Origin of the sequence: Psychrobacter sp. NPDC078501, assembly GCF_044900935.1 — a bacterium.
GTDB lineage: Bacteria > Pseudomonadota > Gammaproteobacteria > Pseudomonadales > Moraxellaceae > Psychrobacter.
The window spans coordinates 36,705-50,557 of sequence record NZ_JBJDOS010000003.1 but is presented as its reverse complement, the minus strand read 5'-3'; the positions used below and the strand labels follow the sequence as shown (position 1 = coordinate 50,557).

The following is a 13,853-nucleotide window of genomic DNA, read 5'->3' as shown; positions in this document are numbered from 1 at the left end:
ATCGTAAAAATTAAATACTAAAAACAAGGAATGGTTATGAGTTTACCTGGATTAAATTTTCAACTTGGCGAAGATATTGACGCCCTACGTGATGTCGTACAGCAGTTTGCAGCAAACGAGATCGCTCCACGTGCTGCTGAGATTGATAGCAGCGATGAATTCCCAATGGATTTATGGCAGAAGATGGGTGACCTCGGTCTACATGGTATTACCGTTCCTGAAGAATACGGCGGCTCTAACATGGGTTATGTCGCCCATATGGTTGCGATGGAAGAGATTAGCCGAGCTTCGGCATCGGTAGCGCTTAGCTATGGCGCACACTCAAACCTATGTATTAACCAAATCAAACGTAATGGCTCTGAGGAACAAAAGCAGAAATATCTGCCAAAACTAATCAGCGGCGAGTTCATCGGTGCCTTGGCAATGAGTGAGACAGGCGCTGGTTCAGATGTGGTCAGTATGAAGCTCAAAGCCGAAGAAAAAGCTGGCAGCTATGTGTTGAACGGTAGCAAAATGTGGATCACCAATGGTCCTGATGCTGACGTGATGGTGGTCTATGCCAAGACCAATCCTGAATTGGGTGCAAAAGGCATGACGGCCTTTATCGTTGAAAAAGGTATGGAAGGCTTTGGTACAGCGCAAAAGCTAGACAAGCTCGGCATGCGTGGTAGCCATACTGGTGAGATGACCTTTAATAATGTAAAAGTACCAAGCGAAAATATCTTGGGCGGTCTAAATGAGGGCGTTAAGGTACTGATGAGTGGCCTAGATTACGAGCGCGCTGTACTGGCTGCAGGTCCTATTGGCATCATGCAAGCGGTGATGGACAATGTTGTGCCTTATATCCATGATCGTAAACAGTTTGGTCAAGCGATCGGTGAGTTCCAGCTTATCCAAGGTAAAGTTGCGGACATGTATACGATACTGCAAGCAGGTCGTAGCTTCTTATATACCGTTGGCAAGAATTTGGACATGTTGGACGCGCGCGGTGCGGGTCATAGTCGAGAAGTGCGCAAAGATTGCGCCAGTGTGATTCTATGGTGTGCCGAAAAGGCCACATGGATGGCAGGCGAAGGTATTCAAATATTTGGCGGCAACGGCTATACCAATGAGTATCCACTTGGTCGCTACTGGCGCGATGCTAAGCTGTATGAAATTGGCGCAGGTACCAGTGAAATCCGCCGTATGCTAGTTGGTCGTGAGCTGTTTAACGAGACCAAATAAGAAAGTATTAGGGCAATAACTAGCAATACGTTAGCTATTTTCTGATAGTAAAATAAAAAAGCAGCACGCTTAAAACGTGCTGCTTTTTTTATATCAACGTCAAACCGAATTATCTATAAGCGGTTAAGACTTATTGCGATAATCAAAATATCTTGCCAAACCATTTAATAATAAATCATCACGTAAGCGCACTGGGCGATTAACATGCTGGGAGATAATGGCTGCATCTCCACCTGTCATAATCAATTCAAAGTTGGGGTGACGATGGCTAATCTCATTGATCGCGCCGACGATAGAGAGCAAGATACCGCGATGTACTGCATCTTGAGTGGTCAAGCCTTGACTGACGCTATCAAAAGTACCGTTCGAGATGGTGATTTGCTTAGTACCAGAGAACAGTGACTCACGTTGCAGGTAGGTACTGGGGAAAATATAACCGCCCAGATGCTCAGCATGATCAATCAAATCAATGGTCACCGCTGTGCCACAACCAATCACACACTGGCGTTTTTTCTTATCGACCGCACCCAGCATCTGTAGCCAACGATCACAGCCGAGCTGCTGATCATTGTAAGCACTTTTCATCAGCGCGTGCGCCGCATCGACATGGACAAACTCAAACGGAATATTCAAACGACTGAGCGTCTCTGATACTTTGGCATTGAGATTGTCACCCAATACTGATGAGATACCAATAAAGTCAGGCGCATAACGCTCAAAGCGATCCGTCAGACCCATAAGTAATTCGGCAGGCGCTTGCAGGTGCTGCTTAGCATCATGCGCGACTATTTGTCCGATATCATCGGTTAGCCAGTATTTTAGGCGGGTATTTCCAAGATCAAGCCAGAGCATAAAAGTCCCTTTATATAGTGCTCGTTAATGATGGTGTTCATCAATATAGTTGTCTAAGCCTAATAAATAACGTCGATGCGTCCAGTAAAAAGCGTAGAAATCTTACCGCTATCTTGGCGCAATTGCAAACAGCCATGTGTGTCGACACCGCAAGCGATTCCCGTTATGACTTTTTCTTCGTTATTATAGTCTTGCGTGACGCGTAAGCGCAGACCTGACAGTGCATCCATCGTCGCGAACTGCTCCAAAAAACTATCTAAGTAATAAGTATGACCCGTTGGCTGCTCTGTGCCCAAATGCTCAAAGCGTGTCATCGCCGCCATCAATGCTTTGCACATCTGCTGATAGAGCATTGGTAGGTCTGATAGGCTCGCAGATCGTGTCTCTAAAGGCAGCCTCTCATTAATATCTTGTAAGCTAACCGCTTGGTAGCTCATGCCCTCAGAAGTTTGCGTGGTGAGCTTTGGTGCTGCCTGTACGTTTAAGCCAATGCCTAGCACCACACCGACCAGCCTGCCAGCTTTAGTCACTGGCTCTATCAAAATCCCAGCCAGTTTATTAAAGGGTAGGGTACGCTGATTTGCTACATTACTATTCAATACGGAATCTAATACTGAGCTGTCCGTTATAGATTGTTCTTTAGGTAGCTCTTCAGATTGGCTCTGAGCTTGCTGATAAAACCCCAAGTCATTTGCCCATTTCACCCCAATTGGAGTAAGTCCCTGCGCTTGCAGTTGCTCGTTCAGTGTTTGAATGATAGGCATCTTCGCCAGCTCAAGACCAATGATGAGCGATAGCAAGCCACTGATTGGCATATGCACAGGATGATATAGCGACAGATAGACATTACCACGTGGTGATTGCCACGAGCGTCCGTGCTGTCCTCGACCTGCGCTTTGGGCTTCCGCGGTTAAAACGTGTACGGTGGCGACATCTAACGACCCGTTTTGCAAGGCTTCTATCAGCTCGCTATTGGTCGAGGCACTACTAGCCACATGACGGTGATTGAGCTCGGATAAATAGGTAGAAAAACTAGTGAGTGGCGGCATAAGTTTAGTCGATGTGGTTAAAGGAAACTTTGATATACTGAGCGATTGTTGCGGTCAGACAGTACCGAGTAAACAGCATAAAGGTCGCGTTGAGATTTGGCAAATACAATTAAGCACGCCTAAGCGCTAGTAAGTACTATAGTGCCAGTCAGTATTATAAAAGGTTCGTTCTATGATGTTATATGTGTGGTTTGTGATTGCAGGCGCGTTTGCAGGTGTTAGCGCGGGCTTGTTTGGCGTCGGCGGTGGCATGATTATCGTGCCCGCCTTGGTCTGGATTTTTACCGCTTATGACTTTTCGCCAGAAGTAATCACCCATTTGGCCATTGGGACGTCACTGGCGACCATCGTTGTGACCTCGATCAGCTCACTGACCGCACATAACAAGCGCGGCGGCGTGCGCTGGGAAGTATGGCGCAAGATGGCGCTTGGATTGGTCATCGGTAGTTTGGTCGGTGCTGGTATCGCGGATATGATTGATGGACAAGCACTACAGGCTATTATTGGTTTCGGTGCGCTATTGGTCGCTCTAAAAATGCTGTTCTTTTCGAATAAAGAGCAGGTGGGCAAACCGTTACCATCGGCCGGTGTCCAGTTTGGTGCAGGTACTGGCATTGGTATGGCGTCCTCTATTTTTGGCATTGGCGGCGGCAGCTTGACCGTGCCGTTCTTGAACTGGGCAGGGCTTCCGATGAAACAATCGGTCGGCACGTCAGCAGCATGCGGTCTACCAATTGCCTTGGCTGGAGCAGCAGGCTTTGCTTGGTTCGGTCAAGACGTGGTCAACCTACCTGAGGGCACAATAGGATTTGTCCATGTCACAGGATTCTTGTTTATTTCAGTCGCCAGTTTTGCAATGGCAAAAGTGGGCGCCAAGCTCGCTCATATCTTACCTGCGCTGATGCTTAAGCGCGCATTTGGCGTATTATTGATATTTGCTGGAGGACAGTTGTTATTGAGTGGATTGGGTGTTTTATAGCAATAATGAGTTTTTATAAAATTAGTAAGCAAACCGTGAGACATTATTAGTATGAAAGCTGCAGAAAAATACCGCCGTGTTTTCGGCTCAATGAATCATCTAAAAGACCAGCTATCATGGACGACTGGTCTCTCTAATATGGTAGAGTTTTTGGCATGGGAGCCGCAGCGTATTTTAGGCATCACTAAAAAGCAATACGTACGCCAAATCATTGAATGGGCGGCTCACCCAGAGTTAAAGGACAGAAATATAGAAGAGATTGAGCAATCAGTCATCAAAAAGCTCAATACAAAAATGAATGAAACTGAGCAGCTAGAGACGTATTCAACGCAGACGATGGGTATCTGTAATGCGAGAGAAGCCGTGCGCCGCGTAACATTCTTTTCTGAAGACTATCTTAATAAAGAATTCGATATTTTTTTGAGTTTGTGCAGTGATGTTTATCTGAACTTATTTTATCAGCAATTTATTAGCTTCGAGCCAAGTGGGTCATGGTCGACACATGGTAATAGCGGTATGTTTGAAAACAGTACAGAGCTAAAAGCAATGTATATGGACAACCTAGCCTATAACCATCAGGCGAATGTGCTGATAGCCAATGAGTTAAAACTCGCTGGTCGGAAAAACCCAGACCCAATCCTAAAGTACTGCTTGATGTATGAGCAATTATTAGAAAAAGGCTTTATCGATAAAGGGGCAAAGTTTTTGCTGTTATTTATCGGTGGTGACGCGCTAAAGCAAAACAAGCAAATGCTCGTAGATCGGGAGCTGGCTCTGTGTCATAAACGGCCAAGGAAGTATCAGCATTTGCTAAGACCAGAGCTGTTAGAGATAGTCGATCATTTAGAAGTGGCAAGTATCTCTTGGTCAGCCTTTATCGAGTTTAATAATCGCTACTTAGCAGAAAATAGCGTCTGCCAAGTGGAGCAAAAACTGCTACGAGGGTTCCATCAAAGCCTTGAATCAAAATCGTTTATGCAGTTAGCAGTTTAACCCTAAAAACCCACTACAATTTCAGGTAGAATAGCCGCCTGTTTTTGCTAAGTTTATTGACTCTTCATGCGTTTAAAATCTCTAAAGCTGGCAGGCTTCAAATCCTTTGCCAATCCAACCACTTTTACTTTTCGTCATGGTATCACCGCCATCGTCGGGCCGAACGGCTGTGGCAAATCGAATGTGATTGATGCTATCCGCTGGGTGCTAGGCGAAACCTCTGCCAAGCAGTTACGCGGCGGGGCGATGAGTGATGTTATCTTTGCCGGTACGCAAGATAAAACAGCCAAAAGCGTCGCCAGTGTCGAGCTAACCTTCGAGCATACCCAAGATGAGCAGACTGGTATTCGCCACGAGTTTAACTTGTACCAAGAGCTATCGGTTCGCCGTCAGGTAAATAAGGATGGCCGCTCAGATTATTTTATCAATGGTACGCGTTGCCGTCGCCGTGATGTGGTCGATGTGTTTTTAGGTACAGGGCTGGGTGCACGTAGCTATGCGGTGATTGAGCAAGGCATGATTGGGCGCATTGTTGAGTCTAGCCCCGTACAGCTGCGTGAATTTATCGAAGAAGCCGCAGGGGTGTCTCGTTATCAAGCGCGCCGTGAAGAAACGCAAAAGAAGTTAGAGAAAACAAAAGACAATTTAGCGCGTCTGCACGATATGCAAAGCGAATTACTACGCCAACAGAAAACACTGTCTAAACAGGCAGCTAGCGCGCAGCGTTACGAAGAGTTGGCATTAACACTAGCTGATATCGAACAGCAGCTCGCCATTCAACAGCTGTATCAAGCCAAGCAAACGCATCAACAGCAGAAAGTAGCGCATGAGCGTAGTGCTGCTGAAGTATCGACGCTACAGGCCGATTATGACACGCTCAAAGCTCAGCAAGATAAGCTCATTGCTCGCATCAATCAAGAGCAATGGCTCAAAGACGATGCCCAAAGCGCTCACTATCAGCAGCAGCTCGGCTATCAACAAGCGGAACATCAATTGAGCGATGCTAAGTCACAGCTGACTACTATCGAGCAGCAACTGTCTGGCTTGGCTCAGCAGCGTGTGCAATCACTCGCTGATATCGAACGGCTCAACGCTGAACAAGCTGAGCAGAATCAAGCGCTAGAAACGTTACGTCCGCAGCTGACTGAGCTAACAGATAAACGCGACAACTATAAGCGTAATGAGCAGCCACTACAGCGCGCGTGGCATGAAGCGCAAAACAATCTGTCACGCTTACAAGATAAAACCCGTTCGCTTGAGCAGCAGCAGGCCATTAACGCTCAAGCACAGAAACGCCATCAGCAAAGCTATGATAAATGGCAGTGCCGCGAGCAAAACTGGCAAAACCTGTGGCAACAATTACAGCAGTCTATAGCGCCATCTGCATCTGACAGTACTGATGTGAGTAAGACGGATGGTGTGCAAGATTTAAGTCAACTGCTAGAACAGCAAGTCACTGAGCTAAACATACAGTTGCAGCAGGTTGAGCGTCAACGCGATGCCGTCGATGAACGCTTGTCCGAGATACAACCGCAAGCGCATAGTTTGCAGCAGAGACTAAACGCACAGCAGAGCGAGTTGAGCGATTATGAAAAGCGTCATGCGCTGTTAGCAGGCGAATACGATACCCTGCATCAGATATTGCATCCAAAACCTACACAACAGCAATCAGCAAATACAAAAGCTACCGTGACAGATAAGACGGATAGCGATGGCATGCATCATCAGCCGTTGGCGATTGCAACATTGCGTGAGCAGATTGAGCTAAGTACGAAAGGGCAGGAGTATGCGCCGCTACTCGATAGTATCTTGGCATTATGGCTAGACAGCCATGTGCTGGCTGCTAATCAACAAGCCAATCAAATCAAGCAATCAAACGTTAATAACGCTAACGGTATTTCTCAAAGTGCTGATAGCTTGTGGCAAGCGCTTGAGCATGACGTTGCAGATTTACTGACTTATCAAACGGCACAAAATACGTCTTCCACTGCAAAGGATAAAGCTCTAGTAGAGACGGGTCATAGCTTATGGTTGCCCGCGGCGCAAAGTAATATTAGCGACCAAGAGTTTGTCAGCGAATTGCCAGACAATTTGATTGATAAAGTATTGCCATTATCGCAGTTGATTAAACAGCCTGCATTAGCGCTTTGGCAGCAATGTTATATATATACAGCGCAGCTTGAAACCATTGAACAGCATGAAATTGACTCACTTACTGATGTATTAAAGTCATTACCACCGTTCGCTATTTTGCTTACCACAGATGGTTGGCTGATCAGTCGTCATGGAACGATTAATTTAAGCAAATTCGCTGGTGCACAGGATGAGAAGAGTGATAGCAATAGCCAATTCCTCACACAGCGTCTGCAACAGCGTACGCGTATACAAGCGTTAGAAGACTTACTTGATGAGTTTGAAACCAAAATACAAGATCAGCAAAAGTCTATCGCCAAAAATCAGCGTGACTATGATGCGTTAATGGTTAGCTTAGAAGAAACGCGCGCGCAAGCTGAGCAGTTAACCCGTGATAAGCATAAATACCAGCAGCAACTGACGATCGAGCGAGCCAATGCCGAGCGTTTACAAGCGGATAGCCAACGCCTAAACGCTGATAAAGCAACGCTTGAGCAAGAAAAGCAAGAACTGGCGCAAGAGCAGCAGACGCTTGAGCAAGAACAGCAGTACATCGAAAGCGAGATCGCCACGCTCACGCCGCAAATAGCAGAGGCACGGGCGACAACTCAGCAATTGCAAGCTGAGCGCAGCGAGCTAAACCGCGCGCGTCAAGCTGATGAGGATGCCTGGCAAGCATTGCAGCTGCGTATTCAGCAATACGAGATGCGTTTAGAACATAGTGTTAGCAGTCTGGCTCGTGCAACTGAACAACATGATAAATCGTTAGAGAATGAGCAAAGTTTACAGACGCGTCACGAGCAGCAGCAGGCCAAGTTGCCAGAGCTACAAGCAGCGCTACAGTCTGCACAGGTAACGCGCGATGAGCAGCAAGTGCTATTGAACGAGCGTGATACTGCGCTAACAGCACTAAAACAAACGTACGCTGAGCAGCAGACAGCATTTGATACATTGCAAAATATGTTACAAACGCAGCAAAGCGAGTTTGCCCATCATGCTACTGAGTTGGCATTAAGCGCGGCACGGTTAGAGGATGCTAGCGCACACACGCAGAGCGCTTTAGATGCTTATTATCGTGTAAGTCATAAATATAAAGCGCAAGCTGAGCAACCTCAACAAAGCATGAGCGTCTCAAACCTGCTAGCAGATTTCATCGCTCATAATCGCCGCGTCCGTCCAGACAAAATCGCTGAGCTAGAGTCCGAGCGAGCCAAGTTGACCCAGCAGTTGAGCAAGATTGGGCCAGTCAATTTGGCAGCGGTCGCAGAGTTGGCCGAAGTGAACGAACGACTAGAGCCACTCGCACAGCAGACGGCAGATATCGCAGCCAGTATGCAGACATTGACTGAAGCGATTGCCTCTATTGATGAGACGACCAAGACACTGTTTATGCAGACGCTTGATGAGGTCAATAATGAGCTGGCCAATTTATTTGCCAAAGTCTTTGGCGGTGGACAGGCTAGCCTGACGTTGAACACTGACGAGATGCCAGCCAATACGCCAAAGTCGGAACAATGGCGCGCAGGGCTTACCTTAATGGCGCAGCCGAAGGGTAAACGTAATAGTCGCTTAGCGGTATTATCGGGTGGTGAAAAAACCCTTACCGCGCTGAGTTTGATTTTTGCGATATTTAAGCAGCATCCTGCACCGTTCTGTGTGCTTGATGAGGTAGATGCACCGCTTGATGATGCCAACGTTGCGCGCTTCACCAGTCTCATTCATGAGCTAGCAGATGATTTACAGTTTATCTTTATCAGCCATAATAAATTAACGATGCAAATTGCTGATGAGCTAAAGGGTATTACCATGCCAAGTGCAGGCATTTCTACACTAGTCAGTGTGTCGCTCGACGAAGCCGCGCGTTACGTAGAGAGCTAAGCGTGAAATAGCCGGCATTAAAAGTGCTATGAGAATCAGCGCGATGCAAATATAATCAATCAATTGGCATAAATGCAAATAAGCTTGACCTCAGTCCAGCATACTGGTTATAAAGTACACAATGTGGTGACGATATAGGTCAGCCATGCTAGAATATTGCCATTTATGCTCGTTTGTGTATTCCCTTTTGTTATATATACTAGGATGTATTTATCATGACCGTTATTCAGTTTATATTGATTGCCATTGCCGCGTTTATCGTGCTCGCAGGGCTGTTTATGGTCATTCGTAGCTTTAAGCGCCGCGGTGCTACCGAAGCTGCTGCGGTCAATTATGATAAAAATGGTATTCCGATCATACCGCGTCACGAGCGCAATATCGTCGATCAGCCAGATCTTGATGATACGGTCGCAGGCGAGACGAGCATCGGTCCAGATCGTAGCTACTTGGATGCCGTTGTTGAAGAAGAGCCACTGACGCAAGCGCATACCAACGTTGACGCTCAACTAACGGCTGAGCGTGACCATGTAGCAGCTGACGATCATGACGTCATCGATGAAGCAGACTACGCGCGCTGGCAAGAAGAGCAACGCCGTGTCGATAGTGCTGAGTTTGTAGAAGTCGCCGATCAGATGCATATCGAGCAAGAGCCTGATGCGTTCTCTAGCCTAATGTCAGCGACCGATAGCCTGATGCCAACCATCGATACCGCAGAAGAGCCAAGCTTCGATGATAACAGCCCGATACTGGATCAGCATCTATCAGAGTCAGGTGATGATGCGCAAAACGGTCCGTTGATTAATGCCAAAGACAATATCAATATCACCATCTTGCCGCACCAATATCGTGACCGTCCAGCGGCGATTATCCGTGGTCGTGACTTGTTAGCGTTGATTGATAAATACGGTCTACGCTATGGCGCGATGAATATGTTCCATCGCTACGAGCAAAAAGACGGCACAGGTATGTTGTGGTTTAGCATGATGGGCATCACCGATAGTGGTATCGCACCATTTGATCCGCATAGTGTCGCGACCAACACCTATAACGGTGTCGTCGTGTTCTTGTCATTGCCGCATCCACAAGCCGTGCGCAGCTTCGATAGCATGATGAGCATTGCTTATATGATGGCAAGTGACCTTGACGCGATTATGCTTGATGAAGAGAACGAACCAATCACGCCTGAATACAAGCAGCAGCTGCGTAATCAAGTTCGTGATTATGAGGGTTAGCAGCGCGAAGGCTAAGCTAAGAAAGTTAAAAGCTGCTTAATAGCAGAAATCATAAAAAAGGCAAATAGCGATTAACGTTATTTGCCTTTTTTAATGGGCTGTAGTTTCTGCAAAGTGCTAACCACAGTAGACTGAGCAAGCCTGATATGGTATTTGATTTATATAGGATTGACTATACCGAGCTTCCTACAAACTTGTTATCATATCGACATCTTGAATTGCAAAAAAGACGCCAACTATGACTGACTCTATCTCATCAAATAATTCTAAAAACCTATCTGCTCAAGTAGAAAACCAAGCACCTGCCAAATCTAATGTACCTAGTTCGACCGACAGTAGTACCAATAATAGTGCAGAGATTGTCTCAAAAATGCGTGCGCTTATTGAAGCGATTAAGACGCATAACTATGCCTATTATGTGCTCGACAATCCAATTTTAGAAGACAGCGAGTACGATCAATTGCGTCGATCGTTGCTTGAGATCGAAGAAGAATATCCAGATCTGGTGCAGCCAGATAGCCCAATCAATCAAGTCGGCGATATGCCGTTATCGGCCTTTACCCAAGTCACGCATGATATTCCGATGCTGTCGCTAGGCAATGTCTTTGAATATGATGATTTGCGCGATTTTATGCGCCGTGTCAACGATCGTCTCAGCGACTCACAGCAAAACCCTGAATACGAGATGGAGCTAAAGCTCGATGGACTGGCTGTCTCACTGAAGTATGAGCACGGAAAATTTGTCCAAGCAGTCACGCGCGGTGATGGGCAGACAGGTGAAGATATTACTCAAAATGCCAAGACCATTCGTAATTTGCCACTATGGATAGCCGATGCTGCTGATATCGAGCTGTTAGAAGTGCGCGGTGAAGTGTTGATGCCCAAGGCAGGCTTTGAGCGTCTTAATCGATTGGCAGAAGAGAAAGAAGGTAAAACTTTTGCCAATCCGCGCAATGCCGCCGCTGGTAGCTTACGTCAGTTAGATCCAGCGATAGCAGCCAGTCGTCCATTGGCATTCTATGGCTATTCGGTCAATCAAGGTTTGCCAGATACTATCGATACCCAATCAGGGGCGCTGGCATGGCTTACCGAGCTTGGATTTACCGTCAGCGCCGTAGAAGTGGTGGCAAATCCACGCGCCGCGCAGACCTATTATGAGTCAGTGATAGAAGGACGTAGCGATCTGCCATTTGAAATCGATGGCATGGTGATTAAGGTCAACAGCCTTGCGTTACAGCAGCAACTTGGCTACCTATCACGTGAGCCACGCTGGGCGACTGCCTATAAATTCCCTGCCGAAACGGTAATGACACGTCTCAATGATATCGAATGGCAAGTTGGCCGTACGGGTCAAATCACACCAGTCGGCAAGCTCGAACCTGTAAAAGTTGGCGGCGTCACCGTCAGCAATGTCACCTTGCATAATTTTGGCGAGATTCAGCGGTTAGATGTGCGCGCAGGCGATACGGTCAGCGTTCATCGGGCAGGCGATGTCATCCCAAAAGTCACTCGTGTCTGGCACGATCAGCGCCCAGCCGATAGCGAGCCAGTCACACTACCCTCTACTTGCCCTGTCTGCGACTCTCCTGTCGTCTTGCCAGAAGACGAAGCATTGGCACGCTGTACGGGTGGACTGTTTTGCCCAGCGCAGCAGCAAGAAGCGCTTATTCACTTTGTCTCGCGTCGTGCCATGGATATCGATGGACTTGGCGCAAGTTGGTTGATTAGCTTCTTTGAGCATGGTCTGGTCAAGACTGTCGCTGATATCTATCAGTTGCACAATCATGCGGATGAGATGGTCACCTTTGAGAAATTGGGTGAAAAATCGGTACAAAATATCATCAACGCTATCGAAGCCAGCAAACAGACAACATTGGCTCGCTTTATTTACGCACTAGGTATTCGCGGTGTCGGTGAAGGCACAGCACAGAACTTTGCCCAGCAATTTGGTGACTTAGACAGCCTGATGTCGGCCAGTATTGAGACCTTGATAAAAACGCCAGATGTCGGAGAAATCACTGCCGAGCTGACCTACAAATTCTTCCGTGCACCGCATAATATCGAAGTCATCACCGCACTACGTGAAGCTGGCGTGCATTGGGATAAGGTCGAGCAAATCGCATCAGAAGGGCTGCCACTCGATGGGCAAACATGGGTTATCACGGGTGCGCTCGATAGCATGGCGCGTGATGAAGCCAAAGCCAAACTACAAGCGTTGGGTGCAAAAGTCTCGGGCAGCATCTCGGCAAAAACCACCGCGCTACTGGCAGGGGATAAGGCTGGCTCTAAACTGACCAAAGCAGAAAAATTGGGCGTTAAGATAGTAGGTGAGGAAGAGTTTTTGGCGATGGTTGGGGAATAGGGTATGAATATTGATGACATGGAAGGTCTGGACGAAGAAACTCGCAAAAAAGTTGAAGAGTTGCTGAAAGTGTCACGTGAGAAGGATGGAGATGTAGAGTATATATCTTCTAGATTTCATATATTTCATGAAACTCGAGAATTGGATGGCTATAACATAGGAATAAATGCGTTAAAAGATATACGAATAACGGATGAGGATTATGAACTTGCACAACGCTATATAGTTGGTGATTATTTTTTTGTAAAGAGGGATAGAGAGTTAGCTTTTGAGGCGTTAAAAAATATTCGAGATATAGCAGGCGAGAGATTATAACTTTGTGTTTCTTGCGATTGCTAAATCATATATAACAAAAGTTTTTTTTGAAGATATTTCTTTTAGAGATATTTCTAAGGCTAAATTTGTATTAAATTTATGTAAAAATACGCATTCTTATGAAGTAAATTGCTATAGAAAAATATGTGAGTTCTTGGAGGATTCTAGTTTTGAGGAAATAGGGAGTAGATGCTTAGAATTAATAGAATGGACTCTAACAATAGTAAGTGTACTGAAAATAAATTTTGGAGAAGAAGTTAAGGAGAGGAAGAACCCCGAGAGAAAGCTTGCTCACTATACAAACACCAGTGTTGCTAACCTTTTATTAGAAAAAAATAAAGGTAGTATTCTGTCAAGTTTTTTTCGTCTTAATACTATTAATAATGTCAATGATCCAAGCGAAGGTCATTTATTAGTTAACTACCTAGAAGGTATAAAAGAAAACTATTTTTATGCTCCAGATTTTGATAAGAGCTTACATGCTTTTGTTAGCTGCTTCACTTTCAATCATGACAGTCTTAACCAATTTCGTCTATATGGTAAGGAAGCCGACAAAGAAGCTTCAGGTGTTAGCCTTGTATTTGAAAAAGAATTCTTTCAATCAGATAATTCTTTAGAGGGTTTATCCTTTTTATCGCTCAAAAACAATAGTCAAAATTCAGACGAAACTATCTTTCCATTAGAATTGAATCAGCAATTGAATGCAGAAAAGAGTGTTGATGGTAAGTTTAGAATTAATAAACAGCCAGTTATGAGATGTGTGTACATCGACCCAACTTCTGACTATATTCAATTAGCTCATCGCAATCGACTAACATTTTTTTCGTGAATTTGGT

General features: G+C 45.9%; 10 protein-coding genes. 8 read left to right on the top strand and 2 right to left on the bottom strand.

Going from position 1 to position 13,853, the window contains the following annotated elements:
- Positions 1 to 36: 36 nt before the first annotated feature.
- Entirely contained in the window at positions 37 to 1,224 is a 1,188-nt protein-coding gene (locus tag ACI2IW_RS06025) for an isovaleryl-CoA dehydrogenase (protein ID WP_404693028.1), read from the top strand.
- A 123-nt stretch (positions 1,225 to 1,347) separates the two neighbouring features.
- On the opposite strand, the gene ACI2IW_RS06020 is transcribed toward ACI2IW_RS06025, so the two are convergent.
- Entirely contained in the window at positions 1,348 to 2,076 is a 729-nt protein-coding gene (locus ACI2IW_RS06020; RefSeq protein WP_404693027.1) for a pantothenate kinase, read from the bottom strand.
- A gap of 59 nt (positions 2,077 to 2,135) precedes the next feature.
- Entirely contained in the window at positions 2,136 to 3,125 is a 990-nt protein-coding gene (locus ACI2IW_RS06015; RefSeq protein ID WP_404693026.1) for a biotin--[acetyl-CoA-carboxylase] ligase, read from the bottom strand.
- Positions 3,126 to 3,300: 175 nt separating this feature from the next.
- Between ACI2IW_RS06015 and ACI2IW_RS06010 the strand changes: the two genes are divergently transcribed.
- From ACI2IW_RS06010 to ACI2IW_RS05980, 7 genes are all read left to right on the top strand, one after another.
- Positions 3,301 to 4,104, top strand: coding sequence for a sulfite exporter TauE/SafE family protein (locus ACI2IW_RS06010; protein WP_379544928.1), 804 nt, complete (start codon positions 3,301 to 3,303; stop codon positions 4,102 to 4,104).
- 51 nt (positions 4,105 to 4,155) lie between these two features.
- Positions 4,156 to 5,097: a hypothetical protein gene (locus ACI2IW_RS06005; RefSeq protein ID WP_404693025.1), complete on the top strand. Its 942-nt coding sequence runs from the start codon at positions 4,156 to 4,158 to the stop codon at positions 5,095 to 5,097.
- Between the two features lie 66 nt (positions 5,098 to 5,163).
- Positions 5,164 to 9,108: an AAA family ATPase gene (locus tag ACI2IW_RS06000; RefSeq protein WP_404693024.1), complete on the top strand. Its 3,945-nt coding sequence runs from the start codon at positions 5,164 to 5,166 to the stop codon at positions 9,106 to 9,108.
- A 215-nt stretch (positions 9,109 to 9,323) separates the two neighbouring features.
- The gene (locus tag ACI2IW_RS05995; protein WP_404693023.1) at positions 9,324 to 10,340 is read left to right on the top strand and encodes a cell division protein ZipA C-terminal FtsZ-binding domain-containing protein; all 1,017 of its coding nucleotides are present in this window, start codon (positions 9,324 to 9,326) and stop codon (positions 10,338 to 10,340) included.
- 370 nt (positions 10,341 to 10,710) lie between these two features.
- Positions 10,711 to 12,702, top strand: coding sequence for an NAD-dependent DNA ligase LigA (gene ligA / locus ACI2IW_RS05990; RefSeq protein ID WP_404693317.1), 1,992 nt, complete (start codon positions 10,711 to 10,713; stop codon positions 12,700 to 12,702).
- A gap of 3 nt (positions 12,703 to 12,705) precedes the next feature.
- Positions 12,706 to 13,017, top strand: coding sequence for a hypothetical protein (locus tag ACI2IW_RS05985; protein WP_404693022.1), 312 nt, complete (start codon positions 12,706 to 12,708; stop codon positions 13,015 to 13,017).
- A gap of 4 nt (positions 13,018 to 13,021) precedes the next feature.
- A complete protein-coding gene (locus ACI2IW_RS05980; protein ID WP_404693021.1) occupies positions 13,022 to 13,846 on the top strand; it encodes a hypothetical protein in 825 nt (274 codons plus the stop codon).
- Positions 13,847 to 13,853 lie beyond the last annotated feature (7 nt).